The sequence below is a fragment of the Sphingobium chungbukense genome, assembly GCF_001005725.1.
GTDB classification, from domain to species: domain Bacteria; phylum Pseudomonadota; class Alphaproteobacteria; order Sphingomonadales; family Sphingomonadaceae; genus Sphingobium; species Sphingobium chungbukense.
The window spans coordinates 238,360-263,152 of sequence record NZ_LBIC01000003.1 but is presented as its reverse complement, the minus strand read 5'-3'; the positions used below and the strand labels follow the sequence as shown (position 1 = coordinate 263,152).

The following is a 24,793-nucleotide window of genomic DNA, read 5'->3' as shown; positions in this document are numbered from 1 at the left end:
AAGTGGAGCGGGCGGGTTGGTTCCGCAAGGGGCTTCATATTGCCGTAACCTCAGAGTCACGCCAGCGACATCCCGTTGCCCTATGCGCCGCCCCACGACCCGGCAGCGAGGAGGCGCGGACTATGGCATCGAGGGCTCATCGGAATGTTACCCGCGCGGTGCATCGGCACCGGCATCTTTCCCGGCAGGGCTTGCTGGAGCGCGCCTTTACCTTCGCGTTCCGGGGGCTCGTCTATGCACAGATCTGGGAGGACCCGGAGGTCGACATGGAAGCGCTGGCGATCACGCCGGACTGCCATGTCGTCACCATCGCCTCGGGTGGATGCAATGTGCTGAGCTATCTGACCGCCGATCCGGCGAAGATCACGGCGGTCGACCTGAATACGGCGCATATCGCGCTCAACCGGCTGAAGCTGGCGGCGGCGCGGACCCTGCCCGACCATGAGGCGTTCCATCGCTTCTTCGCCAGGGCCGATTGCCGGGAGAATGTGGCGGCATACAGGATGTTCGTGGCGCCACATCTGGACGATGCGACGCGGCGTTACTGGGAAGGGCGCGACTTCATCGGGCGGCGGCGCATCGGCGGGTTCGCGCGCGGCATCTACAAACATGGGTTGTTGGGGCGCTTCATCGGCGCGGCGCATCTGCTGGCGCGGCTGCATGGCGTCAATCCCCGCCGAATGCTGGATGCTCGGAGCCGCGAGGAGCAGCGGGCGATCTTCGAGACGGAGCTGGCGCCTGTTTTCGACAGCGCCTTCATGCGCTGGCTGACGAGCCAGCCCGCTTCGCTCTTCGGCCTGGGCATTCCGCCCGCGCAATATGAGGCGCTGGCCGGGGACGAGCGGATGGACAGCGTGTTGAAGGCGCGGCTGGAGAAGCTGGCCTGCGACTTCGACCTTAAGGATAATTATTTCGCGGTTCAGGCCTTTGGCCGGGGCTATGCCGGGGGCGAGGGGCCTTTGCCGCCTTATCTACAGGCGGCGAACCATCAGGCGGTGGTCGAACGCGCGGAGCGGGTGGATGTGCGGCATGTGAATTTCACCGATTTCCTGGCGTCGCAGGATGAGGGGTCGGCGGATCGCTACATCCTGCTGGATGCGCAGGACTGGATGGACGATGCGCAGTTGAATGCGTTGTGGGCGCAGATCACGCGGACGGCGCGGCCGGGGGCGCGGGTGCTGTTCCGGACGGCGGGAGAGCCGAGCATCCTGCCGGGGCGGGTCGATGACGCGATCTTGTCGCGCTGGGATTACCGGGCCGCTGAATCGATCGATTATACCGCGCGGGACCGATCTGCCATCTATGGCGGCGTGCACCTCTATGTGCTGAAGGGCGCCTGATGAGCGCCGAGCATGGCGGGCTGATGGACAGCGTCTATCGGCATCAGCGGCACATATACGACCTGTCGCGGAAATATTATCTGCTGGGGCGGGATGGATTGATCGCCGATCTCGCGCCGCCGCGGGGCGGGGCCGTGCTGGAAATCGGCTGCGGGACCGGACGCAACCTGATCGCGGTCGGCAAGGCGTGGCCGGAGGCGCGGCTCTATGGCATCGATATTTCCGAAGCGATGCTGGAAACGGCGCGCAAGGCGGCGGTTAAAGCGGGCATGGCCGATCGCGTCGTGCTGATGCAGGGCGATGCCTGCGGATTCGAGGCGCAGGCGCTGTTCGGGCGCGCGGATTTCGAGCGGGTATTCATCAGCTACGCGCTCTCCATGATCCCCGATTGGGAAAAGGCGTTGCGGCAGGCCGCGCGATGCGTGGCGCCAGCCGGGAAGCTGGAGGTGGTGGACTTCGGACAGCAGGACGATCTGCCCGCTTTGTGGAAGCGGGCGCTGTTCGGATGGCTGGCGCGGTTCCATGTGTCGCCGCGTGCCGGGCTCAGGCAGGCGATCGAGGGACTGGCGGCCGACATGGGCGGCTTTCCGTACAGCCGAATGCTGTATCGCGGCTATGCGGTCAGGGGTGGGTTGATCCGGGTGTGACCCGGATCAGGCCGCCTTCCTCAGTTCCAGTTCCAGCCGGTCCCAGATTTCCACCAGCGCGGAGACGAGGTCCTGCATCATCTCTTCGGTATGCGCAGGGCCGGGGGTGAAGCGCAGCCGTTCCGTGCCGCGCGGAACGGTCGGGTAATTGATCGGCTGAACATAGGCGCCATATTCGGCGAGCAGGATGTCGCTGATCCGCTTGGCCTTGACCGGGTCGCCCACCATCAGCGGAACGATGTGCGTGACCGATGGCATCACCGGCAGGCCGGCATCGGCCATCAGCCGCTTGAGGGTGGCGGCGGATGCCTGTTGCCCTTCGCGTTCCTCGCTCGATTGCTTGAGATGGCGGACGCTGGCGAGGACGCCTGCGACCAGCACGGGCGAGAGCGAGGTGGTGAAGATGAAGCCCGGCGCGTAGCTGCGGATCACGTCGACGATCATCTGGTCGGCCGCGATATAGCCGCCCATGACGCCGAACGCCTTGCCCAGCGTGCCCTCGATGATGGTCACCCGATCGGCGACCTCGTCCCGTTCGGAAATGCCGCCGCCGCGCGCGCCATACATGCCGACCGCATGAACCTCATCCAGATAGGTGAGCGCGTTGAATTCGTCCGCCAGATCGCAGATCGCGGCGATGGGGGCGATATCGCCGTCCATCGAGTAGACGCTTTCGAAGGCGATCAGCTTGGGCGCTTCGGGATCTTCGGCGGCCAGAAGCTCGCGCAGATGGTCGACGTCATTGTGGCGGAAGACGCGCTTTTCGCAGCCTGAATTGCGGATGCCCGCGATCATCGAGGCGTGGTTCAGTTCGTCCGAGAAGATGATGCAGCCGGGCAGGATCTTCGCCAGAGTGGAGAGCGTCGCTTCGTTCGAGACATAGCCCGAGGTGAAGAGCAGCGCCGCTTCCTTGCCATGCAGGTCGGCCAGTTCGCCTTCGAGATCGACATGATAATGGGTGTTGCCGCCGATGTTGCGGGTGCCGCCCGAGCCCGCGCCGACATCGTGCAGCGCCTCCTCCATGGCGGCGACGACCTTGGGATGCTGGCCCATGGCGAGATAGTCGTTGGAGCACCAGACGGTGATCGGCTTGGGACCATTATGACCGTGGAAGCAGCGGGCGTTGGGGAATGCGCCCTTGTTGCGCAGGATGTCGATGAACACCCGGTAGCGACCTTCCGTGTGGAGCCGGTCGATAGCCTGCGTGAAAATGTGCTTGTAGTTCACTTAACGCCCTGTCCCTGATCCCGCATCCCCTCTTATGGAGGGGTCATTACCTGCTGCGGCGCCCTATTACCAGTGATAACCGCTCGCAGCGCTAGGGAGAAATACCTATCACACTGATAGAATGGCTTGCGATTGGACCAATGGTCCACCCCCGTTCAAAGCCCTTCCATCCGCTGTAGTCCATAGCGCGCGAGCGCGGCGCGAAGGGGTTCCACCCCCTCATCCAGTCTCGTGAAGACGGCAGTTCCGGGAGGAGCGGCGGCAGGCCAGTCCTGGCCCTGGGTCAGATAGGCGATGCGCCGGGCAATGCCTTCGCCGCCATGTACGAAACGGAGCGGGCGCGGCGATGCGGCGGCGAGTTCCTCCTCGACCAGCGGGAAATGGGTGCAGGCCAGCACCACGACGTCCATCTGGTCGCCGCCCGGTTGATCGAACAGCCCGGCAAGAGCGTCGCGCGCGACGGCGGGATCGAGCGGTTCGCCGCGCAATTTCGCTTCCGCCAGTTGGACCAGTGCCGCCGAGCCATGGCGCAATACCGTGCAGTCCGAGCCATATTCGGCGGCCAGACGGTCCACATAGGGCTGGCGGACGGTCGCATCGGTGCCGAGGACGCCGAAGACCCGGCTCTGCGAGAGCAGGGCGGCGGGCTTGATGGCGGGAACGGTGCCGACGACGGGTATGTCCAGCGCCGCGCGGACGGCCGAAAGGGCGATGGTCGACGCGGTGTTGCAGGCGATGACGGCAAGGCGTGGGCGATAGCGTTCGACCAGTCGCCCGAGCAGGGCGGGCACGCGCGCGGCGATTTCCGCTTCGCTCTTGGTGCCATAGGGGAAGCCGGCGCTGTCCGCCGCGTAGACGATCGGCGCATGGGGCAGTGCTGTCCGTGCCGGAGCGAGGATGGAAAGTCCGCCGACGCCGGAATCGAAGAACAGCAGGGGGGCAGTGGATGCGACTGTCATTATATTCGACATGTCGCGGCGACCGGCGCTGGTGTCAACGGGGCGGTTTAGGGGTGCCCGGCGGGCTGGGGGAAAGCAGGCCGCGCAGCGCCGCCATGCTGGTCTCATATTGCGTGCGGTCGGCCGCATCGGCGGAATCGCGCAGCATGTCGAGATCGCGGCGGAGTTGATCGATGCGCTTGAGCGCCATGGCATGTTTCACCCGATCTACCCGTCCCTTCAGCTCCGCTACCTCGCTATAGGCCTCCGTCCTCTCCCAGTCCGGTTGCCGCTTCACCAGCGCGTCGACGGCGTCCAGCAGCTTGCCGATCTGCCGGCCGTAGCTTTCCTCGGCGAGGATCGCCTGCTCCGTCTGGGGGGCTGAGGAATTATTCTCGTTGACGATGACATTGCCGAACGACCATCCCGAATTGATCGATTGCCATAGCTGCTGAGGCGCGAGCGACGCCGCGATCCAGGGGCGCCAGAAACTGGTCCAGGGTTCCAGGGAGGCATGGTCGGTCATGGCGGCTCCGGCTAAGGCATTGGCAATGGGATTTGTCGGGCGAGCCTAGGCGCCATCCGGGATAAATCAAGCGAATGCCTGTCGAAATCGGGCGCTTTGGGCATTGCCCGGTGCGCCGGGAACGCTATGGTCGCGCCGCAACTATTTCGGCGATATCATGACCCCTCCCTGGCTAATTCCCGCATTCGTCCTGCTGATCGGTTATCTGCTGGGTTCGATCCCCTTCGGCCTGCTGTTGACCCGCTTCACCGGCGCGGGCGACCTGCGCAAGATCGGGTCGGGCAATATCGGCGCGACCAATGTGCTGCGTACCGGGCGCAAGGGGTTGGCGGCGGCGACCTTGCTGCTTGATCTGGCGAAGGGCGCGGCGGCGGTGCTGATCGGTGCGGCGCTGGTCGATGGTGGCGGGCCGATGGCGGGGGCGATGGCCTTTATCGGGCATTGCTATCCGCTCTGGCTGCGCTTTGCGGGCGGCAAGGGCGTGGCGACGATGATGGGCGTGGTGACCGCGCTTTACTGGCCTGCGGGCATCGTCTTCGCGGTGGTGTGGCTGGCCGCGCTGTTCGGGACGAAATGGTCCTCGGTCGGGGGCATGTCGGCGGCGGTCAGCGCGCCGGTCTCCATGTGGTGTTTCGGGCGGATCGATCTGGTGCCCGTGGCGCTGGCGCTCGCGTTGATCGTGTTGTGGCGGCATCGAGAGAATATCGCGCGGCTGGCCAAGGGGATGGAGCCCAAGGTTGGCGCTTCGAAGAAATCAGCGTCCGGCGAATGAGCGAACAGGAGCGGTTCAACCGCCTGCGCCTGATCCGCAGCCCCCGCATCGGGCCGGTGACTTTCCGTCAGTTGATGGCGCGCTTCGGAACCGCGGGCGAGGCCTTGCGCGCGGTGCCGGAACTGGCGGCGCGGGGCGGCGGCAAGGGGGCCGTCATCGATGCCGGACTGGTCGAGCAGGAGATTGCGCGAACCCGCGCGGTGAGCGCGCGCTATCTGTTGATGGGAGACAGGGATTACCCCTTTCTCCTGGATCAGATGGAGGGGGCGCCGCCCGCGCTGATCGTGCGAGGCGACACCGGGTTGATGGCGCGGGAGTGCGTTGCCATGGTCGGAGCGCGTAATGCCTCGGCGGCGGCATGCCGGTTCGCGCGGACATTGGCGCAGGATCTGGGCCAGCGTGGCGCCGTGGTGGTGTCGGGGCTGGCGCGCGGGATCGATACGGCGGCGCATCAGGGATCGATCGGGAGTGGGACGATAGCGGTCATTGCCTGCGGGATCGACATTGCCTTTCCCCCGGAAAACGAGGCTTTGCAGGAGCAGATCGCGGAGCAGGGGCTGCTGGTGACCGAGCATCCGCCGGGCACGCAGCCACTGGCGCGGCAATTTCCGGCGCGCAACCGGATCATCGCGGGGCTGGCGCGGGGCACCGTCGTCGTGGAGGCGGCGCCGAAATCCGGGTCGCTGATCACGGCGCGACTGGCGGGGGAAGCCGGGCGCGAAGTGATGGCGGTGCCGGGGTCGCCGCTTGATCCGCGCGCGCAAGGATGCAACCAGTTGATCCGGGAGGGGGCGGTGCTGGTGCAGAATGCGGCCGATGTGATCGAGGCGATGGGGGCCATCGATCCGCGCATGGTGCGGCAAGGCAGCTTCGATTTCGCGGGCGCGCCTGTGTCGTCCGATGTGGCCGAGCATGAGCGGGCGGCGATCTTCGCGTTGCTGGGGACCGCGCCGGTGCCGGTCGACGAAGTGATCCGGCTTTCGGGTCTTGGTCCGGCGGTGGTGCATACGGTTCTGCTGGAGCTGGAACTGGCGGCCCGGCTGGAGCGGCATGCGGGTGGACGGGTCAGCTTGTCATGATCGCTTCACATTTGGACATAAGGGGCGCTTGACGTCCGCCGAAAACACCTTCCAGACTCGCGCGTGTACGTGAGAGATTTCAGAACCGGGGCTTGAATGCAGCTTGTCATCGTAGAATCGCCGGCCAAGGCGAAGACCATCGAGAAATATCTGGGCGGCGATTTCCATGTGCTTGCGAGCTATGGGCATATCCGCGACCTGCCGGCCAAGGACGGGTCGGTGGACCCGGACAATGGTTTCTCCATGAGCTGGGAAAATTATGGCGACAAGGGCAAGCAGCTGAAAGCCATTGCCGACGAAGCCAAGAAGGCGACGCGCCTGATCCTGGCCACCGACCCCGATCGCGAGGGCGAGGCGATCAGTTGGCATGTGCAGGAGGTGCTGCGCGCCAAGAAGGCGTTGCCGCAGAAGGTGGACCGCGTGACCTTCAACGCGATCACCAAGCAGGCGGTGACCGAGGCGATGGCCCAGCCGCGCGCGTTGGACGAGGATCTGATCGACGCCTATCGGGCGCGGCGGGCGCTGGATTATCTGGTGGGCTTCACCCTGTCGCCGGTGCTGTGGCGCAAGCTGCCCGGCGCCAAGTCGGCGGGGCGCGTGCAATCCGTGGCCCTGCGTCTGGTGGTCGAGCGCGAGCGCGAGATCGAGAGCTTCGTGCCGCAGGAATATTGGTCGGTCGCGGCCGAGATGGAACAGGGCGGGCAGGGCTTCACCGCGCGGCTGGTGCGCTGGCGCGGCGAGAAGATCGAGCGGCTGACCATCGGCAAGGAAGGCGACGCCATGGCCGCGAAAGCGGACGTGGAGGCCGGGCGCTTTACCGTCGAGAAGGTGGAGACGAAGCCGGTTTCGCGCAATCCTCCGGCGCCGTTCACGACCTCGACGCTTCAGCAGGAGGCGGCGCGCAAGCTCGGCTTTTCCGCCAGCCACACGATGCGGATCGCGCAGCAGCTTTATGAGGACGGCGCGATCACTTACATGCGTACCGACGGCGTGCAGATGGACGGCAGCGCCATTTCCGCCGCGCGCAAGGCGATCGCGGAACGCTATGACGGCGGTTATCTGCCTGAAAAGCCGCGGCAGTATCAGACCAAGGCGAAGAATGCGCAGGAAGCGCACGAGGCCATCCGTCCGACCGAATTTTATCGGGACAAGGTGGGGTCGGGCGATCATGCGCGGCTTTATGACCTGATCTTCAAGCGGGCGCTGGCGAGCCAGATGGCTTCGGCGCGGCTGGAGCGGACGGTGATCGATCTGGTGGATGGGACCGGGCAGCATGCCTTGCGCGCTACGGGCCAGGTGGTGATCTTTCCGGGCTTCCTGGCGCTTTACGAAGAGGGCCGCGACGACGCCGAGGACGACGACAGCAAGCTGTTGCCGCGCCTGGGCGTGGGGGATGCGCCCGCCAAGAAAAAGGTGACGGCCGAGCAGCATTTCACCCAGCCGCCGCCGCGTTACTCCGAAGCATCGCTGGTCAAGAAGCTGGAGGAACTGGGGATCGGGCGTCCGTCCACCTATGCCTCGACGCTTCAGGTGCTCAAGGACCGCGATTATGTGCGGATCGAGAAGAACCGCTTCTTCGCCGAGGAGAGCGGGCGGCTGGTGACGGCCTTCCTGGAGCGCTTCTTCGAGCGGTACGTGTCCTATGACTTCACGGCGGGGCTTGAGGAAGAGCTGGACGATATTTCCGGCGGCCGTGCCCAGTGGCAGGCGGTGCTGGAAGCTTTCTGGCGCGACTTCAAGCCCAAGACCGCCGAGGTGATGGAGCAGAAGCCGTCCGACATCACGGCGGAACTGGACAAGTTCCTGGAGCCTATGCTCTTCCCGCCCAAGGCGGACGGCAGCAATCCGCGGGCCTGCCCGATGTGCGGCGATGGGCAATTGTCGCTGCGTGGCGGGCGTTTCGGGGCGTTCATCGCCTGCTCCAACTATCCGGAGTGCAAATATACGCGCAAGTTCGGGCAGCCGGGCGGGAGCGAAGGTGGCGAGGATAGCGGACCCGAAGTGCTGGGTCAGCATCCTGAAACCGGGCAGGACATCGTCAGGAAGTCGGGGCGTTTTGGTCCCTATATCGAAATGGGGGAGGGCAAGGAGGCCAAGCGCGGTTCCATCCCCAAGGATCTGCCCGAGATGACGCTGGACTGGGCGGTGAAGCTGCTGAGCCTGCCGCGCGAGGTCGGGCTGCATCCGGAGACGGGCAAGCCGATCGTGGCGAATATCGGGCGGTTCGGTCCCTATCTGCTGCATGACGGCAAATATGGCCGGCTGTCCTCCACCGCCGAGATTTTCGAGGTGGGGATGAACAGCGCCGTTGCCAAGCTGGCGGATGCGGCGAACAAGGGCGGGCGGGGGTCTTCCTCGCGTGAGCCGCTCAAGGTGTTGGGCAAGCATCCGCGCACCGAGGCGGAGATCAAGCTGATGGCGGGGCGCTATGGGCCTTATGTCACCGACGGCACGACCAATGCGACGCTGCCCAAGACGATCGAGCAGGATGCCTTGACGCTGGAGGAGGCCGCGCAACTGATTGATGCACGGGCAGCGGCGGCGCCTGCGAAGAAGGGGAAGAAGGCGCCTGCGAAAAAGGCGGCGGCGAAGAAGCCTGCCGCCAAGAAGGCGCCGGCCAAGAAGAAGGCAGCGGCGGAGTAATGAAAAAGGGGCCCCCGTCCGGACGGGAGCCCCTTTTTCTCAGGCCGTTCGCCTCGCCGAGCGATTTTCTACTCCACCCAGTCCAGCCCGATGTCGCGGTAGATGAAGCGGTCATCCTCCCAATCTTCCTTCACCTTGACGTGGAGGTAGAGGTGGACCTTGACGCCGAGCAGGCTGGCCAGCTCGGCGCGGGCCTTTGAGCCGATTTCCTTGAGGCGCTGCCCGCCCTTGCCCAGCACGATGGCGCGCTGGCTGGAGCGGCCGACAAGGATCTGCTGGTGGATTTCCACGGAGCCGTCCTCGCGCTCGCTATATTTTTCCGTGTCGACGGCGGCTGCATAGGGCAGTTCGGCGTGGAGCTGGTGATAGAGTTGCTCGCGGGTGATTTCGGCCGCCAGCATCCGGTCTGTGGCGTCGGACACCTGGTCCTCCGGGAAGTGCCAGGGGCCTTGCGGCATGGCGTTCGCAAAGGCGGTCTTGAGTTCCGCAAGGCCGTCGCCGGTCGCGGCGCTCACGAAGAAGGTCTCTGCAATGTCGAGCTGTTCGTAGAGCCGCTGGGTGTGTACCAGCAGCTTTTCCTTGATGGCGATGTCGACCTTGTTGAGGATCAGCCATTTCTTTTCCGGCCGGGCGGCGAGTGCGCTGACGATTGGTTCCATCTTGGCACCCAGGCCCGCCTTGCCGTCGACGACGAGCGCGATCAGGTCGGCGCCCTGCGCGCCGCCCCATGCGGCCTGCACCATGGCGCGGTCCAGGCGGCGCTTGGGGGCGAAGATGCCGGGTGTGTCGACCAGCACCATCTGCGCGTCGCCCTCGATCGCGACGCCCATGACGCGGGTGCGGGTGGTTTGCGCCTTCGGGCTGGTGATTGCCACCTTCTGGCCGACAAGGGCATTTACCAGCGTCGATTTGCCGGCATTGGGCGCGCCGACGATGGCGATGACGCCGCAGCGCTGGGTTTCTAACTCAACAGTCAAACATATCTCCGTTCGGATCGCGCCAAGTGCTCCTGCGAAGGCAGGAGCCCAGTTCTACCGTTTCAACTGGGCTCCTGCCTTCGCAGGAGTACATCATATCATAAAAAGTCGTTCAGATTGTCAGTTTGTCCAGCAGCGCTTGGGCGGCGGCAGTTTCCGCCTCCTGCTTGGAGCCGCCGGTTGCGCTCGCTTCGCCTGCACCCTTGATCGAAACCGTCACCGTGAAACGCAGCGCGTGGTGCGGGCCGGAGCGGTCGGTCATCGCATATTCGGGGGGCTTGCGCTTGTTGGCGGCGGCCCATTCCTGGAGCGCGGACTTGGGATGCTTGGGCGCGCTCGATTGGGTGTCGACGCGTTCACCCCAGAGGCGGCGTACAAGGGTGCGGGCTTCGCCCAGGCCGCCCTCCAGATAGAGGGCACCGATCAGCGCCTCCATCACGTCGCCCAGCACATTGTCGCTATCGGCGGCGCCGTCGTCGCGGGCCTGCTTGCCGAGCACCAGATGAGCGGGAACCCCGGCGCTACGGGCGACTTCGGCGCAGGTCTCGCCGGAAACCAGCGCATTGAAGCGGCGGGAGAGCTTGCCTTCGGGTTCGCCCGAAAAACGGTCGTAGAGCCACTCTGCGATCAGCAGTCCGAGGATGCGGTCGCCCAGGAACTCCAGCCGTTCATAATTCACCATATTGGCGCTGCCATGGGTCAGCGCCTGGGTGAAGGCAGCCGGGTCCTTCGGCGCGCGGCCGATCAGGGCCCTCAGCCAGCCTTCGGTGTCGGGTTTCGTCAAAAGCCTTCCCCGATGCGGCTCCAACGCGCGGCGGAAACCCAAGTCCAGGGGAGCAGCCAGTTCGCGCTGCCATCGGTCGAGAAGACCGAGATCATCGCCTTGCCGACCAGATTTTCCTCCGGCACCAGGCCGATGCCGCCGCCGTCGACCGCCGGGAAGCGGCTGTCGGCGCTGCGGTCGCGATTGTCGCCCATCATGAAGAGATGGCCTTCGGGCACGACCACCGTGTCGCGGTCGTCCGCCGCGCCGTCGGGCATGAGGTCGAGGACATTATAGCTTTTGCCCGGCTTGCCATCGACGGCAGGCAGGGTCTCGCGATATTGCGGGTAGCGGCACTGGCGACCGCCGCCGGGCGCTGCTTCCTCGAATTTCGGGCGGTAGCAGGGGGAGGGGCTGCCTTCCTTCGTCGCCGCGTCGGTCATGTTCGGGGTGACGGGGATGACGAGGTCATCGACCTTCTGCTTGGGGATCGCCTGGCCGTTCAGATAGACCGTGCCATGGCGCACGGAGATCATGTCGCCGGGCAGGCCGATGACGCGCTTGATATAGTCGTTCTTCTGGTTCGGCGGCGCCTTGAACACCACCACGTCGCCGCGCTGGGGCGTCGAGGCGAAGATGCGGCCGGGGATCAGGGGCACGCCGAAGGGCAGCGAATAGCGCGAATAGCCGTAGGGCCATTTCGCCACCAGCAGATAATCCCCGATCAGCAGGCGCGGCTGCATCGATTCCGACGGGATGTTGAATGGCGACACGATGAAGCTGCGCAGGACGAAGACGAACACCGCCAGCTTTGCGAGAAACCAGAGGAAATCCCGCGTTTCGGATTTTGCGCTCATGCTTGGTCGTCTTTTCCTTCAATTCGCCCTGAAAACAGGCCGTCGCGGCTTTTGCGGGTTAGTAAAGCCGCCGTCAAGCGCGCTAGGACGGATCGGCATTCAGTTCTGGCTACCTGCAAATGGTTGAAGCGAGTCACGTGCCTCGCTTCAATCTCCGCGCTTCCGGTGCTCACCTACTTTTAGTACGCTACGCTCCGGGTCGCAGAAAACCACCATTTTCGCCACGTCATCTCCTGAATGTCCATCCGTCCTAAAGACTAACTGCTGCTCTCATCATGCTGTCCTGCAACCTGATTTTTCTGCCTGAGCGGTGCAATAGCGGAACGACTGGGCTAGGATGGGCAAGAATCGACAGGTGCAGCGTCGGTATCGATCAACGGCAAAACAAGAGGATATTCCCCAATGTCCAGCCCTGCACTGGCAGCGCTCGCGGCTCTTCCCCAGGCCGATCTCAAGTCCATCTTCACCACCGATCCCGACCGGCTGAGCAAATTCACCCTGACACAAGGCCCGATCCGCTTCGACTGGTCGAAGACGCATTTGACCGATGGCCTGTTCGACGGGTTCCTGAAGCTGGCCGAGGAAAAGGGCTTCGCCGGGCACCGGGACGCCCTGTTCGCGGGCGAGGCGGTGAACAACACCGAGGGGCGCGCCGCCGAGCATCCCGCCGAACGGGGCGAGGGCAACGCCGACAGCGTGGCGCGGGCCAAGATGTTCCATGCGCGGATGCGGGCGTTGATCGACGCCATAGAGGGCGAGGCACTGGGGCCGATCCGGCATATATTGCATATCGGCATCGGCGGGTCGGCGCTGGGGCCGGACCTGATCGTCGATGCGCTGGGCGGCGATGGGGGGCGTTATGACGTCGCTATCGTGTCCAATGTCGATGGTACGGCGCTGGAGCGGGCGATTTCGCGTTTCGACCCCGAAGCAACCCTGATCGCGGTGGCCTCCAAGACCTTCACCACCACCGAAACCATGCTGAACGCGGCAAGCGCGATCAACTGGATGGTCGAGGCGGGCGTCGACGACCCTTATGGCCGGGTGATCGCGCTGACCGCCTCGCCGGACAAGGCGATCGAGTGGGGCGTGGATGAGACGCGGGTGCTGCCCTTTGCCGAGAGCGTGGGCGGCCGTTATTCGCTCTGGTCCTCCATCGGGTTTCCGGCGGCGCTGGCGCTGGGGTGGGATGCTTTCGAGAGCCTGCTGGAAGGCGCGGCGGCGATGGACCGGCATTTCCGGCTGAGCGACCCCAGGCAGAACGCGCCGCTGATCGCCGCCTTTGTCGACCAATATTATGCGCGGGTGCTGGGCTGCCAGACGCGGGCCTTGTTCGCTTATGACGAAAGATTGCGGCTGCTGCCCTCCTATCTCCAGCAGTTGGAGATGGAGAGCAACGGCAAGAGCGTGACGCGGGATGGGACGCCGGTCGATGGGCCGACGGCGCCGATCACCTGGGGTGGCGTGGGCACCGACGCGCAGCATGCGGTGTTCCAGTTGCTGCATCAGGGGACGATCCTGACGCCGGTGGAATTCATCGCCTCGATCGAGCCGGGCCATGCGCTCGATCCGGCGCATCATCGCGCTTTGCTGGTGAACTGCTTCGCGCAGGGGGCAGCGTTGATGCGCGGCAAGGACAATGCGGCCGATCCGGCGCGAGCCTATCACGGCAACCGGCCTTCGACCACGATCCTGCTGGATGATGTGACGCCGGAGGCCCTGGGCGCGCTGATCGCCTTCTACGAGCATCGGACCTTTGCCAATGCGGTGCTGATGGGGATCAATCCCTTCGACCAGTTCGGCGTCGAGCTGGGCAAGGAGATTGCGCGGTCCATCGAGGCGGAGGGGCCGAAGGGTTTCGACCCGTCGACGATGGCGTTGATCGATCTGGCCCTGGGTGGGGTTTGACGGATTAGCCTCTTTTGGAGGTGGAGGGGTTGCGCAAAGCTCGCTTCGCTCGCGCCCACCCCCGGCCCCTCCCGCTTGCGGGAGGGAGGCACACGATTCTCATTTGTAACTCTGCCGGGGACGCTCCATATGCGGGCGCAACCCTGCGGAGGCATGAATGAGCGACTACGACTTCGACCTGTTCGTCATCGGTGCGGGATCGGGAGGCGTGCGGGCTTCCCGCGTCGCGGCGGCGCATGGCGCGAAGGTCGCGGTGGCCGAGGAATATCGCGTCGGCGGCACCTGCGTCATTCGCGGCTGCGTGCCCAAGAAGCTGCTCATCTATGGCGCGCATTTTGCCGAGGATTTGAAGGATGCGCGGCGTTTCGGCTGGAATGTGCCGGATTGCGACTTTGAATGGACGACGCTGCGCGACAATGTGCTGGCCGATGTGGACCGGCTGGAGGGACTCTACAAGAATACGCTCGACAGCCATAAGGTCGAGTTGATCCCCGAACGCGCGACGATCACCGGGCCGCATAGCGTGAAGCTGGCCAACGGGCGGGAGGTCAGCGCGAAATATATCCTCGTTTCGACCGGCGCCTGGCCGATCGTGCCGGAGATCGAGGGCGCGGAACATGGCGTCACCTCCAATGAGGTCTTCCATCTGGAGGAATGCCCCAAGCGGATCGTGATCGTCGGCGGCGGCTATATCGCCAATGAATTTGCCGGCATCTTCCACCAGTTCGGCAGCCATGTGACGATCGTGAACCGGTCCAATACGCTGCTGCGCGGCTATGACGAGCAGATACGCGACCGGCTGCTCCAGATATCGACGATGAAGGGGATCAATTTCCGCTTCAATGCGGAGATGGAGAAGATCGAGAAGAATGAGGACGGCACGCTCTGCGTCCGTTTCAAGAGCGGCGATCCGATCGCCTGCGACCTGCTGGTGTTCGCGACCGGGCGCAAGCCGGATGTCGACGGGCTGGGGCTGGAAAATGCCGGGGTGGAGCTGAACGACAAGGGCGCGATCAAGGTCGACGACCATAGCCGCACGAGCTGCGAGAGCATCTATGCCGTGGGCGACGTCACGGACCGGATGCAGTTGACGCCGGTGGCGATCCGCGAGGGCCATGCCTTTGCGGACACGGTGTTCGGGGATAATCCGCGCACGGTCGACTATGATTGCGTGCCCTCCGCCGTGTTCAGCCATCCGCCGCTGGCGGGCGTGGGGCTGACCGAGGCGCAGGCCAAGAACAAATATGGGACGGTCAAGGTCTATACGTCCGATTTCCGGCCGATGAAGAATGTGCTGGCCGGGCGGGATGAGCGAGCGCTTTACAAGATGGTGGTGGATGCCACGACCAATCGCGTGGTCGGACTGCACATGATCGGGCCGGATGCGCCCGAAATCTTGCAGGCGGCGGCGATTGCGGTGAAGGCGGGTCTCACCAAGCAGGAATTTGACGACACGGTCGCCCTGCACCCCAGCATGGCTGAGGAACTGGTGCTGCTGAAATAGGTCCTATTCCGCGGCGAAGGTGACGACCAGAGCGTCGCGCCAGGCGGGTTGCGCCGGGTCCACCGGGTGGATTTCGGTGACGCCATGCATGATCCGATGGTCGTCGACGAGCACGGCGTCGCCGGGGCGGGCGAGGGTGAATTCGCCAAGCTCCTTGCCATCGGGCGTGCCGATGCGGGTGACGCCTTCACGGACATTGCGGCGCTCGACCAGCATCACGAAGACCCAGTCCACCCCGTCGCGATGCATGCCTTCGGGCGTCGGGCGGCCGAGTTCGCCGGCGCGCGCTTCGATGCGGAACTGGTGGAGTTCAACATGCTGCCGTCCGATCAGGGGAAAATTGCGGGCGCAGAAGGCGAGGATCGACCGCATCATGACATTGTCGATGGTGGCTTGATCGACGGGATCGAACCAGCGCTGCACATCGCCATTCAGGGGATTATAGTCCCGGCTCTGAAAATGCGGCTGATGGGGCTTGCGGCTGAAGCTGCCGTTCTCGAGGCCAAGGATGGCATGGCGGCGGCGGCGATAACGACCGCCATCGGCCATATAGAGATCCGGACCAAGATGATCCCAGCTTTGGGCGAACGCCTCCCAATCGGCGGCCGGGATGGCAAGTTGGTCGAACAGAAGGGTGCCGGACAGTCGGGCATAACCGCTGTCATCCAGTGCGCGGCCCAGTGGCGTGTCCGTCAGAATGTCCGTATCGCTCATCTATCTTTCCTTAACCGGAGGGACAGACGAGCGACAGGGCCAGTTCCCGCAAGCAGGATTGCACGGAGCTTCGGATGCCGGAATCTCAGGCGATGGTGGGTATGATCCCTCCTTCCGTCCGGATCGCGGCGCCATTGGTGACGGCGGCGAGCGGGCTGGCGAGATAGGCGACCATCGATCCGATCTCGTCGGCCTCGATCAGGCGGCGGATGAGGGAGAGGGGGCGCAGTTTATCAAAGAATTCCGCCTCGCGCTCGGCCTCGGGTGCGTCCTTGTTTTCCACGACCGAACGGATGAAGTCGACGATCCCTTCCGACCGGGTGGGGCCGGGCAGGACGGAATTGACCGTGACGCCCGTGCCGCGCGTCTGTTCGGCAAGGCCGCGGGCGATGGCGAGCTGGGCGGTCTTGGTCATGCCGTAGTGGATCATCTCGCCAGGCGGCAGCAGGGCGCTTTCGCTGGCGATGAAGATGATGCGGCCCCAATTCCGTTCGATCATGCGGGGGAAATAATGGCGGGCGAGGCGCGCGCCGCTGACGACGTTGACCTCGAAGAAATGATGCCAATCCTCGTCCGAGATTTCGGTGAAGGACCTAGCTTCGTATATGCCCAGATTGTTGACGAGAATGTCGATGTCGGGCGCGGCGGCTATCAATGCGGCCGCTCCGTCGGCGGTTGCGGGATCGGCCAGGATCGGGCGAACCTTGCCGACCGGCGCGATCTGGGCAGCGGCCTCGTCCAGCTTCGCCTGGTTGCGGCCGGTGATGACGACCTCCACGCCTTCTTCTGCGAGACGTTTGGCGATGGCGAAGCCGATGCCGGCCGTCGATCCAGTGACGAGGGCGGTCTTTCCGGCGAGTTTCAGATCCATGGGGCACTCCTTTTCCGTGAACGAGTGCAAGAATAAGAAACGCTGCCATTGATGATTAGAATGACATCTATCACTATAGAAGTGATTTTAAATCATGGATGAAAGATGGACAACCGCTTTGGGGATATCGAGACATTTCTGGCCGTCGCGCGGGAAGGCAGCTTCGCAGCGGCCGCCAAGACGCTGAGGCTGACGCCATCCGCCGTGAGCCGGAGCATCGGGCGGCTGGAGCAGCGTCTTGGCGTCACATTGTTGCGGCGGACCACGCGGTCACTGGCGTTGACCCTGGAGGGGGCATCCTATCGCGACCGGATGATGGCGCTGATGACGGAGATGGCCGACGTCGAAGCGGGGTTGGGGCAGCAGGAGCAGGGACCGCGCGGGCTTTTGCGGGTCAATGCGTCCGTCTCCTTCGGTACGGAGTGCCTCCTGCCGATCCTGCCCGATTTCCTGGGGCGCCATCCGGCCGTGGCGGTCGATCTGGCCTTGTCGGATGCGGTGGTCGATCTGGTGGAGGAACGGGCCGATATCGCCATTCGCATCGGACCTTTGCGGGATACGCGATTGCGAGCGAAGAAGCTGGGGCATAGCCGCATGCTTCTGGTCGCCAGTCCCGCCTATCTCGCCGCGCGGGGAACGCCGCGCACGCCGGAGGAACTGGATGGGCATGACTGCCTGCAATTCAGCTTTCGCCGGTCGGTGGACAGCTGGCCCTTCTGGATCGGTGGGCGGGTCGTGCAGCGCCCGGTTCAGGGGCGGTTTTTCGGCAATTCGGGCGAGGTCGTGCGGCAGATGGCGATCGCGGGAGGCGGTATCGCGCGACACGGGCGCTTTCATGTCGCGCGCGATGTGCGGGAAGGGAGGCTGGTGGAGGTACTGGGCGATTTCAGCACGGGGGACGGCGAGGATATCCACGCGCTTTATTCCGCGCAGGACCGGCTGGCCGCACGGGTGCGGGCCTTTCTCGACTTTCTGGACGAGGCACTGGAATTGCCCGGCTAACCGATCCAGTAGGGCACGATCTGCCGGTTGTCGGGATCGACGTGGATCGGGCGGTCGGCGGGTGGGAAGGCGCGCTGATCACAGCTTTGCCGGGAACAGAGGCGGCAGGTGATGCCGATCGGGGTGGCGGCGCCCTCCACCTCGAGCTGCAGGCCGTCGGCATAGACGAAATTGGCCGCATGGGCGATCTCGCAGCCCAGCACCACCGCGAAACGGCGCGGGGTGCGGCTGTAGCTGCCCAGCGGTTTGACGAGACCCTTCGCCATGGAGACATAGCGTACGCCGTCCGGCGTTTCGCCGAGCTGGACGTTGATCCGGTCGGGGATGGCGACGGCTTCGTGGACGTTCCACAAAGGGCAGGCACCGCCGAAGCGGGCGAATTGCAGGCGGGTCGCGCTGTGCCTTTTGGTGATGTTGCCGGCCATGTCGACGCGGCAGAAGAAGAAGGGAATGCCGCGCAGCCCCGGCCGCTGGAGGGTCGAGAGGCGATGGCAGGCCTGTTCGAAACTCACCCCGAAGCGGCGGGCGAGGCGGTCGATGTCATGGCGGACCTCGCGGGCGACTTCGCGGAACTGGGCGTAGGGCATCAGCAGCGCGCCCGCCGCATAATTGCCGAGGCCGATGGCGAGCAGGCGATCGGCCCCCAGGACCGGCAGGGCGGCCTTGTTCACCACGTCGGCGATGACGGCCTGCCCCTCCAGCATCATGAGCTGATGCGCGAGCATGAATTTGCGGCTCTCCGTCGGCAGGGCGGCGTTGATGAACAGCCGCTTCTCCACGCTGGTATAGGATCGGAGCGCGGAATCGGGCGTCTCCGCGATCAGCGTTTCGATGCCGTGGCGGCGCGCGAGCGCTTCGACCAGCATGCCTTCGTCCAGAACCTGCCCGGCGGTGAAGCTGGCGGCCATGTCCTCGGCCAGGCAATCGAGGCTGTGGACGTAATTGCCGGCCTCATGGAACCAGTCGCGCGCGGCTTCCCAGGGGAGGCGGGCCTGGACCGCATGATCGTTGGCGATCGCCTCCTCTATCATGTTGATGCGTTCGTTGGCGCGCATATGGGCGTTGTAGAGATCGACATAGCGCGCCGCGAATTCGGGGAATTGCAGGTGCAGCTTTTCGATCCGTTCCGGCTCCATCGGGACGCCGGGAAGTTCGGGATGGGCGAGCGCGAAGGTGAAGGCGCCCAGCAACTGTTCGTCCTCACGACTGTCGAAACTGGCCCAGTCGGTGGGAAAGGCACTGGCGAGCGCGGCCTTCACCTTGGCGGTGAGGGGGCGATCGTCATTTTCCATCTGGCTGAGATAGGATACGGAAATCCCAAGCGCCTGTGCCATGGTCGCCTGATCCATGCGATGGTCCAGACGGAGTTGCCGCAAGCGGGGTCCTGCAAAGATTCGATTGCCGCGAGCCATGATTTGTCCATAATTTGCAAAATCGCGATTTGCAAATTGGCAAAATCGCATTTGCGAAAATGCGAAAAGGTTGGAAAGGGCGGGCGCAGGAGTCCGCGACAAGCCGGAGAGAAGTCTTATATGTCGAAGCTCGCCATCATTGAACAGCTCGAAGCCAAGCGCGATGCCGCGCGGCTGGGCGGCGGCCAGCGCCGCATCGACGCCCAGCATGCCAAGGGCAAGCTGACGGCCCGCGAGCGGCTGGAAGTGCTGCTGGACGAGGACAGCTTCGAAGAGCTGGACATGTATGTCGAGCATAATTGCATCGACTTCGGCATGGACGAGCAGCATATCCCCGGCGACGGCGTCGTGACCGGATCGGGCACGATCAACGGCCGGCTGGTCTATGTCTTTTCGCAGGACTTCACCGTTTACGGCGGCGCGGTGTCCGAGCGGCACGCGATGAAGATCTGCAAGATCATGGACATCGCCATGAAGGTCGGCGCGCCGGTCATCGGCCTGAATGACTCGGGCGGCGCGCGCATCCAGGAAGGCGTGGCCTCGCTGGGCGGCTATGCGGAGATTTTCCAGCGCAACGTGCTGGCGTCGGGCGTGGTGCCGCAGATCAGCGTGATCATGGGGCCGTGCGCGGGTGGTGCGGTCTACTCGCCCGCCATGACCGACTTCATCTTCATGGTGAAGGATTCGAGCTTCATGTTCGTGACCGGGCCGGACGTGGTGAAGACTGTCACCAATGAGGTCGTGACGCAGGAGGAACTGGGCGGCGCCGTCACCCACACCACCAAGTCGGGCGTGGCCGACGTGGCGTTCGAGAACGACATTGAGGCGCTGCTGGCGGTGCGCGATTTCGTGGACTTCCTGCCCGCTTCCAACAAGGAGCCGGTGCCCGAACGGCCGAGCGCCGATGCGTGGGATCGCATCGAGGAGAGCCTGGATACGCTGATCCCAGCCAATGCCAACCAGCCCTATGACATGCATGAGCTGATCCGCAAGGTGGTGGACGAGGGCGACTTCTTCGAAGTGCAGCCGGCCCATGCGGGCAACATCATCTGCGGTTTCGGGCGTGTCGAGGGCAAGACCGTCGGGATCATCGCCAACCAGCCGATGGTGCTGGCGGGCGTGCTGGACATCAATTCGTCCAAGAAGGCCGGGCGGTTCGTGCGTTTCTGCGATGCGTTCGAAATCCCCATCGTCACCTTCGTCGACGTGCCGGGCTTCCTGCCGGGGACAGCGCAGGAACATTCGGGCATCATCAAGCATGGCGCGAAACTGCTGTTCGCTTATGCCGAGGCGACCGTGCCGAAGATCACCGTCATCACCCGCAAGGCCTATGGCGGCGCCTATGACGTGATGGCGTCCAAGCATCTGCGCGGTGACCTCAACTATGCGTGGCCGACGGCCGAGATCGCGGTGATGGGCGCCAAGGGCGCGGTGGAGATCATCTTCCGCGGCAAGACGCCGGAGGAGATCGCGGAAAAGACCAGGGAATATGAAGACCGCTTCGCCAACCCGTTCGTGGCGGCGAGCAAGGGCTTCATCGACGAGGTGATCCAGCCGCATTCGACCCGCAAGCGGATCGCCCTTGGCCTGCGCAAGTTGCGCAACAAGGCGCTGGAGAACCCCTGGAAGAAGCACGACAATATTCCGTTGTGACGGCCCGGGCCGTCATCCCAGCGAAGGCTGGGATCTCAGGCGGCCAGATGGAGCTTTTGGGGCATGAGACCCCAGCTTTCGCTGGGGTGACGAGAATGGTGAAGTAGTATGAAACTCGGTCGCTTGAACCATATCGGCGTGGCGACGCCTTCGCTGGAGGCTTCGCTGGCCTATTATCGCGACGTCATGGGCGCGACTTTGACGCACGAGCCCTTCGACTTGCCCGCGCAGGGGGTGAAGGTGTGCTTCGTCGACACGCCCGGCGAGAATGGCACCAACGGTACGCAGATCGAACTGATCGAGCCGCTGGGCGAAAACTCGCCCATTCACGGTTTCATCGCCAAGAACCCGGCCGGTGGGCAACATCATATGTGCTATGAAGTGCCGGACATCCATGAAGCCAAGGCCTGGTTCGAGGGGCTCGGCAAGAAGGTGCTGGGCGAGCCGCGCATCGGGGCGCATGGGACGCTGATCTTCTTCGTCCATCCCAAGGATATGAACGGGGTGCTGACGGAGATCATGGAGACGCCGAAAGAGGGCGCACATTAACACCACCCCTCCCGCATGCGGGAGGGGCAGCGAGACTTGGGGCTGCGCAGCAGGCCCTAGTCGCAGCGGGGTGGGCCGGAACAGCCCACTCCAACTTCGGCTAGGCGGACAAGCCGCCAAGCCTGCGTATCCTCTCCCGCCTGCGGGAGAGGAATAAGGGTAGGAAAGATGACCGAGAAGCCGACGCTGGATCAGTGGGCCGCCGCCTCCGCCAAGGAAGTGAAGGGCAAGGATCTCAACTGGGAAACCCCGGAGGGGATCACGGTGAAACCGCTCTACACGGCGGAGGACGTGACCGTCGATCCGGGCCTGCCCGGCTTCGCGCCGTTCACGCGTGGCGTGCGTGCCTCCATGTATGCGGGGCGCCCCTGGACCATCCGGCAATATGCGGGCTTCTCGACCGCCGAGGAATCCAACGCCTTCTATCGCCGCAACCTTGCCGCAGGGCAGAAGGGCCTCAGCGTCGCTTTCGACCTTGCCACCCATCGCGGCTATGACAGCGATCATCCCCGCGTCGTCGGTGACGTCGGCAAGGCAGGCGTCGCGATCGACACGATCGAGGACATGAAGATCCTGTTCGACGGCATTCCGCTCGACCAGATGTCCGTTTCCATGACCATGAACGGCGCGGTGATCCCGATCCTGGCCTTCTTCATCGTCGCGGGCGAGGAGCAAGGGGTCGAGCGCAAGCTGCTCGACGGGACCATTCAGAACGACATTCTGAAGGAGTTCATGGTCCGCAACACCTATATCTACCCGCCCGAACCCAGCATGCGGATCATCTCGGACATTTTCGGCTATACCAGCCGGGAGATGCCCAAGTTCAACAGCATCTCCATCTCCGGCTATCATATGCAGGAGGCCGGGGCGACGCAGGTGCAGGAACTGGCCTTCACCATTGCGGACGGCGCGGAATATGTGCGCTACGGGGTGGCTTCGGGCCTCGATATCGACAAGTTCGCCGGGCGGCTCAGCTTCTTCTTCGCGATTGGCATGAACTTCTTCATGGAGATCGCCAAGCTGCGCGCCGCTCGTGTGCTGTGGCATCGCGTCATGACGAAGCTCGGCGCGAAGGACGAACGCTCCAAGATGTTGCGCACCCACTGCCAGACGTCGGGCGTGTCGCTGACCGAGCAGGACCCCTATAACAACGTCATGCGCACCACCATCGAGGCGATGGCGGCGATGCTGGGCGGCACGCAGTCGCTGCATACCAACGCGCTGGACGAGGCGATCGCGCTGCCGACGGACTTCTCCGCCCGTATCGCGCGCAACACGCAGATCGTCATCCAGGAAGAGACCGGCATGTGCAATGTCGTCGATCCGCTGGGCGGTAGCTATTATATCGAGGCTTTGACCCAGCAGTTGGTCGACGCCGCGCAGGAGATCATCGACCGCGTCGAGGCCGAAGGCGGTATGGCGAAGGCCGTGGGCGCAGGCTGGCCCAAGGCGATGATCGAAACCGCCGCCGCCGCCCGTCAGGCCCGCGTCGACCGGGGCGAGGACGTCATCGTCGGCGTCAACAAATATCGCCTGGCGAACGAAGACCTGCTGGAGACGCTGGAAGTCGACAACACCAAGGTTCGCGAGGCGCAGATCGCCCGCATCAACCGGGTCAAGGCCGAGCGTGACGAGGAAGCGTGTCAGGCCGCGCTGGAATCGTTGCGTCAGGCGGCTGCGGGCGATCAGTCGATCGAGAACAACCTTCTTGCCCATGCGGTCGAAGCGGCGCGGGCGCGTGCCACGCTGGGCGAAATTTCGGCCGCCATGGAGGACAGCTTCAACCGCTACGGCACGCAGCCGACGCCGGTGAAGGGCGTCTATGGCAAGCCTTATGCGCAGGACAGCCGGTGGAAACAGGTTCTTGACGGGGTGCAGGCCGTCGAGCGGCGCCTCGGTCGCAAGCCGAAAATCCTCATCGCCAAGATGGGGCAGGACGGTCATGACCGGGGCGCCAACGTGATCGCGTCGGCTTTTGGGGACATGGGGTTCGACATCGTGTCGGGGCCGCTGTTCCAGACGCCCGACGAAACCGTGGTGCTGGCGTTGGAGAGCGGCGTGGACGTGGTGGGCGCTTCGTCGCTTGCCGCCGGGCACAAGACGCTGATCCCCGACCTCATCCGGCAGCTTCGGGAAAAGGGCCGCAACGACATCAAGGTGATCGCGGGCGGGGTCATCCCGCCGCAGGATTATGACTTCCTCCGTGACGCGGGCGTTCAAGGGATTTATGGACCGGGCTCCAACGTCGTGGAATGCGCCGCCGATGTGCTGCGCCTCCTCGGCCACAACATGCCCCCGGCGGGGCTGGAGGAAGCCGCATAATGACCGTTACGCCTCGCACTGACTGGACCCGCGACGAGATCGCCGCGCTGTTCGACCTGCCCTTCAACGACCTGATGTTCGAGGCGCAGTCGATCCATCGTGCGAACTTTCCGCGCAATGAAGTGCAGCTTTCCACGCTGCTGTCGATCAAGACGGGCGGCTGCCCGGAGGATTGCGGCTATTGCAGCCAGTCGACCGAGGCGGAAAGCGGCCTGAAGGCCACCAAGCTGATGGACGTGCAGGCCGTGCTTCAGGCGGCGGCGCAGGCGAAGGACCATGGTTCGGGCCGTTTCTGCATGGGCGCGGCGTGGCGGAATCCCAAGGAACGGGACATGCCCAAGCTCATCGAGATGGTGAAGGGCGTGCGCCAGATGGGTATGGAAACCTGCATGACGCTGGGCATGCTGTCGGCCGATCAGGCGAAGCAGCTCGCGGACGCGGGGCTGGATTATTACAACCACAATATCGATACCTCGCCGGAAAATTACGCCAACGTCATCACCACCCGGACCTTTGAGGACCGGATCGAGACGCTGGAAAATGTCCGGGACGCGGGCATCAATGTGTGTTGCGGCGGGATCGTCGGCATGGGTGAGACGCGGAGCGACCGCATCGGCTTTCTTCACGCGCTGGGCACCATGCCGCATCCGGAAAGCGTGCCGATCAACGCGCTGGTGCCGGTGGCCGGGACCGTGCTGGGCGATATGTTGAAGGATACGCCGCTCGCCAAGATCGACGAGGTGGAGTTCGTCCGCACCGTTGCCGTGGCGCGGATCGTCATGCCGCGCTCGATGGTGCGGCTGTCCGCCGGACGCGAGAGCATGAGCGAGGCCTGTCAGGCGCTCTGCTTCATGGCGGGGGCGAACAGCATCTTCACCGGCGACAAGCTGCTGACGGCGGCCAATGCCGGGGATGACAAGGATAGCGCGCTGCTTTCCAAGCTCGGGCTGGCGCCGATGATGGCGCAGCCGCATGGGCATCTGGAGGCGGCGGAGTAATTTACACGCACGCTGGCGACCTATCTCTCCCGACAGGGAGAGCGGGTCTTCGGCAACTCGCCCAAAGGGCGAGAGGAATAGGACTGGGGCA

General features: G+C 64.3%; 21 protein-coding genes. 12 read left to right on the top strand and 9 right to left on the bottom strand.

The window, feature by feature from the left end; all coding sequences use genetic code 11:
* Positions 1–122: 122 nt before the first annotated feature.
* Both YP76_RS07355 and YP76_RS07350 read left to right on the top strand, forming a co-directional pair.
* On the top strand, positions 123–1,340 hold the full coding sequence (locus YP76_RS07355) for a DUF3419 family protein (RefSeq protein ID WP_046762948.1): 1,218 nt from the start codon (positions 123–125) through the stop codon (positions 1,338–1,340).
* The gene (locus tag YP76_RS07350; protein WP_046762947.1) at positions 1,340–1,987 is read left to right on the top strand and encodes a class I SAM-dependent methyltransferase; all 648 of its coding nucleotides are present in this window, start codon (positions 1,340–1,342) and stop codon (positions 1,985–1,987) included. The genes YP76_RS07355 and YP76_RS07350 overlap by 1 nt, the downstream gene beginning before the upstream one ends.
* Positions 1,988–1,993: 6 nt before the next feature.
* Here YP76_RS07350 and hemA read toward each other — a convergent pair whose 3' ends face one another.
* From hemA to YP76_RS07335, 3 genes are all read right to left on the bottom strand, one after another.
* Positions 1,994–3,214: a 5-aminolevulinate synthase gene (gene hemA / locus YP76_RS07345; RefSeq protein ID WP_046762946.1), complete on the bottom strand. Its 1,221-nt coding sequence runs from the start codon at positions 3,212–3,214 to the stop codon at positions 1,994–1,996.
* A gap of 155 nt (positions 3,215–3,369) precedes the next feature.
* A complete protein-coding gene (gene murI / locus YP76_RS07340) occupies positions 3,370–4,173 on the bottom strand; it encodes a glutamate racemase (RefSeq protein ID WP_046762945.1) in 804 nt (267 codons plus the stop codon).
* Between the two features lie 34 nt (positions 4,174–4,207).
* A complete protein-coding gene (locus YP76_RS07335) occupies positions 4,208–4,678 on the bottom strand; it encodes a hypothetical protein (protein ID WP_046762944.1) in 471 nt (156 codons plus the stop codon).
* Between the two features lie 157 nt (positions 4,679–4,835).
* Here YP76_RS07335 and plsY point away from each other — a divergent pair, with 157 nt between their 5' ends.
* The 3 genes from plsY (at position 4,836) to topA (ending at position 9,172) form a co-directional block, all read left to right on the top strand.
* Positions 4,836–5,450, top strand: a complete 615-nt coding sequence (plsY, locus tag YP76_RS07330) for a glycerol-3-phosphate 1-O-acyltransferase PlsY (RefSeq protein WP_046763270.1) — start codon at positions 4,836–4,838, stop codon at positions 5,448–5,450.
* Positions 5,447–6,529 (top strand): DNA-processing protein DprA, encoded by a 1,083-nt coding sequence (gene dprA / locus YP76_RS07325; protein ID WP_046762943.1) that lies wholly within the window; start codon positions 5,447–5,449, stop codon positions 6,527–6,529. Before plsY ends, dprA begins: the two co-directional genes overlap by 4 nt.
* A gap of 96 nt (positions 6,530–6,625) precedes the next feature.
* Positions 6,626–9,172, top strand: a complete 2,547-nt coding sequence (gene topA, locus YP76_RS07320) for a type I DNA topoisomerase (protein ID WP_046762942.1) — start codon at positions 6,626–6,628, stop codon at positions 9,170–9,172.
* A 68-nt stretch (positions 9,173–9,240) separates the two neighbouring features.
* On the opposite strand, the gene era is transcribed toward topA, so the two are convergent.
* From era to lepB, 3 genes are all read right to left on the bottom strand, one after another.
* Positions 9,241–10,149, bottom strand: coding sequence for a GTPase Era (gene era, locus YP76_RS07315; RefSeq protein WP_046762941.1), 909 nt, complete (start codon positions 10,147–10,149; stop codon positions 9,241–9,243).
* Positions 10,150–10,261: 112 nt separating this feature from the next.
* A complete protein-coding gene (rnc, locus tag YP76_RS07310; protein ID WP_046762940.1) occupies positions 10,262–10,933 on the bottom strand; it encodes a ribonuclease III in 672 nt (223 codons plus the stop codon).
* Positions 10,930–11,769 carry a signal peptidase I gene (gene lepB, locus YP76_RS07305; RefSeq protein ID WP_046762939.1) on the bottom strand — a complete coding sequence of 280 codons (840 nt, stop codon included), beginning with the start codon at positions 11,767–11,769 and terminating at the stop codon, positions 10,930–10,932. Before lepB ends, rnc begins: the two co-directional genes overlap by 4 nt.
* A 402-nt stretch (positions 11,770–12,171) precedes the next feature.
* On the opposite strand from lepB, the gene pgi reads away from it, so the two are divergent.
* Positions 12,172–13,677 carry a glucose-6-phosphate isomerase gene (gene pgi / locus YP76_RS07300; RefSeq protein ID WP_046762938.1) on the top strand — a complete coding sequence of 502 codons (1,506 nt, stop codon included), beginning with the start codon at positions 12,172–12,174 and terminating at the stop codon, positions 13,675–13,677.
* A 157-nt stretch (positions 13,678–13,834) separates the two neighbouring features.
* Positions 13,835–15,181, top strand: coding sequence for a glutathione-disulfide reductase (gene gor, locus YP76_RS07295; protein WP_046762937.1), 1,347 nt, complete (start codon positions 13,835–13,837; stop codon positions 15,179–15,181).
* A 3-nt stretch (positions 15,182–15,184) separates the two neighbouring features.
* On the opposite strand, the gene YP76_RS07290 is transcribed toward gor, so the two are convergent.
* Both YP76_RS07290 and YP76_RS07285 read right to left on the bottom strand, forming a co-directional pair.
* Complete coding sequence (locus YP76_RS07290; RefSeq protein ID WP_046762936.1) at positions 15,185–15,895, bottom strand: 2OG-Fe dioxygenase family protein; 711 nt, start codon at positions 15,893–15,895, stop codon at positions 15,185–15,187.
* 85 nt (positions 15,896–15,980) lie between these two features.
* Positions 15,981–16,766 carry an SDR family NAD(P)-dependent oxidoreductase gene (locus YP76_RS07285; RefSeq protein ID WP_046762935.1) on the bottom strand — a complete coding sequence of 262 codons (786 nt, stop codon included), beginning with the start codon at positions 16,764–16,766 and terminating at the stop codon, positions 15,981–15,983.
* 105 nt (positions 16,767–16,871) lie between these two features.
* Here YP76_RS07285 and YP76_RS07280 point away from each other — a divergent pair, with 105 nt between their 5' ends.
* A complete protein-coding gene (locus YP76_RS07280; RefSeq protein WP_046762934.1) occupies positions 16,872–17,768 on the top strand; it encodes a LysR family transcriptional regulator in 897 nt (298 codons plus the stop codon).
* Here the strand turns inward: YP76_RS07280 and YP76_RS07275 are convergent.
* Entirely contained in the window at positions 17,765–19,180 is a 1,416-nt protein-coding gene (locus YP76_RS07275) for a helix-turn-helix domain-containing protein (RefSeq protein ID WP_046763269.1), read from the bottom strand. The two genes, YP76_RS07280 and YP76_RS07275, sit on opposite strands and share 4 nt — an antisense overlap.
* A 120-nt stretch (positions 19,181–19,300) precedes the next feature.
* Here YP76_RS07275 and YP76_RS07270 point away from each other — a divergent pair, with 120 nt between their 5' ends.
* The 4 genes from YP76_RS07270 to bioB all read left to right on the top strand — a co-directional run bounded on the left by YP76_RS07270 (position 19,301) and on the right by bioB (position 24,702).
* A complete protein-coding gene (locus YP76_RS07270; RefSeq protein WP_046762933.1) occupies positions 19,301–20,833 on the top strand; it encodes an acyl-CoA carboxylase subunit beta in 1,533 nt (510 codons plus the stop codon).
* Positions 20,834–20,941: 108 nt separating this feature from the next.
* The gene (mce, locus tag YP76_RS07265) at positions 20,942–21,382 is read left to right on the top strand and encodes a methylmalonyl-CoA epimerase (protein ID WP_046762932.1); all 441 of its coding nucleotides are present in this window, start codon (positions 20,942–20,944) and stop codon (positions 21,380–21,382) included.
* Positions 21,383–21,550: 168 nt separating this feature from the next.
* Entirely contained in the window at positions 21,551–23,704 is a 2,154-nt protein-coding gene (gene scpA, locus YP76_RS07260; RefSeq protein ID WP_046762931.1) for a methylmalonyl-CoA mutase, read from the top strand.
* The gene (gene bioB, locus YP76_RS07255) at positions 23,704–24,702 is read left to right on the top strand and encodes a biotin synthase BioB (protein ID WP_046762930.1); all 999 of its coding nucleotides are present in this window, start codon (positions 23,704–23,706) and stop codon (positions 24,700–24,702) included. The genes scpA and bioB overlap by 1 nt, the downstream gene beginning before the upstream one ends.
* The last annotated feature ends 91 nt before the right edge of the window (positions 24,703–24,793 follow it).

Bases quoted from the DNA above. Each gene is read 5' to 3' on its own strand.
- YP76_RS07355 (WP_046762948.1), top strand. From the start codon at position 123: ATGGCATCGAGGGCTCATCGGAATGTTACCCGCGCGGTGCATCGGCAC.
- YP76_RS07350 (WP_046762947.1), top strand. From the start codon at position 1,340: ATGAGCGCCGAGCATGGCGGGCTGATGGACAGCGTCTATCGGCATCAG.
- murI (WP_046762945.1), bottom strand. From the start codon at position 4,173: ATGACAGTCGCATCCACTGCCCCCCTGCTGTTCTTCGATTCCGGCGTC.
- YP76_RS07335 (WP_046762944.1), bottom strand. From the start codon at position 4,678: ATGACCGACCATGCCTCCCTGGAACCCTGGACCAGTTTCTGGCGCCCC.
- plsY (WP_046763270.1), top strand. From the start codon at position 4,836: ATGACCCCTCCCTGGCTAATTCCCGCATTCGTCCTGCTGATCGGTTAT.
- dprA (WP_046762943.1), top strand. From the start codon at position 5,447: ATGAGCGAACAGGAGCGGTTCAACCGCCTGCGCCTGATCCGCAGCCCC.
- topA (WP_046762942.1), top strand. From the start codon at position 6,626: ATGCAGCTTGTCATCGTAGAATCGCCGGCCAAGGCGAAGACCATCGAG.
- lepB (WP_046762939.1), bottom strand. From the start codon at position 11,769: ATGAGCGCAAAATCCGAAACGCGGGATTTCCTCTGGTTTCTCGCAAAG.
- pgi (WP_046762938.1), top strand. From the start codon at position 12,172: ATGTCCAGCCCTGCACTGGCAGCGCTCGCGGCTCTTCCCCAGGCCGAT.
- gor (WP_046762937.1), top strand. From the start codon at position 13,835: ATGAGCGACTACGACTTCGACCTGTTCGTCATCGGTGCGGGATCGGGA.
- YP76_RS07290 (WP_046762936.1), bottom strand. From the start codon at position 15,895: ATGAGCGATACGGACATTCTGACGGACACGCCACTGGGCCGCGCACTG.
- YP76_RS07285 (WP_046762935.1), bottom strand. From the start codon at position 16,766: ATGGATCTGAAACTCGCCGGAAAGACCGCCCTCGTCACTGGATCGACG.
- YP76_RS07280 (WP_046762934.1), top strand. From the start codon at position 16,872: ATGGACAACCGCTTTGGGGATATCGAGACATTTCTGGCCGTCGCGCGG.
- YP76_RS07275 (WP_046763269.1), bottom strand. From the start codon at position 19,180: ATGGCTCGCGGCAATCGAATCTTTGCAGGACCCCGCTTGCGGCAACTC.
- YP76_RS07270 (WP_046762933.1), top strand. From the start codon at position 19,301: ATGTCGAAGCTCGCCATCATTGAACAGCTCGAAGCCAAGCGCGATGCC.
- mce (WP_046762932.1), top strand. From the start codon at position 20,942: ATGAAACTCGGTCGCTTGAACCATATCGGCGTGGCGACGCCTTCGCTG.
- scpA (WP_046762931.1), top strand. From the start codon at position 21,551: ATGACCGAGAAGCCGACGCTGGATCAGTGGGCCGCCGCCTCCGCCAAG.
- bioB (WP_046762930.1), top strand. From the start codon at position 23,704: ATGACCGTTACGCCTCGCACTGACTGGACCCGCGACGAGATCGCCGCG.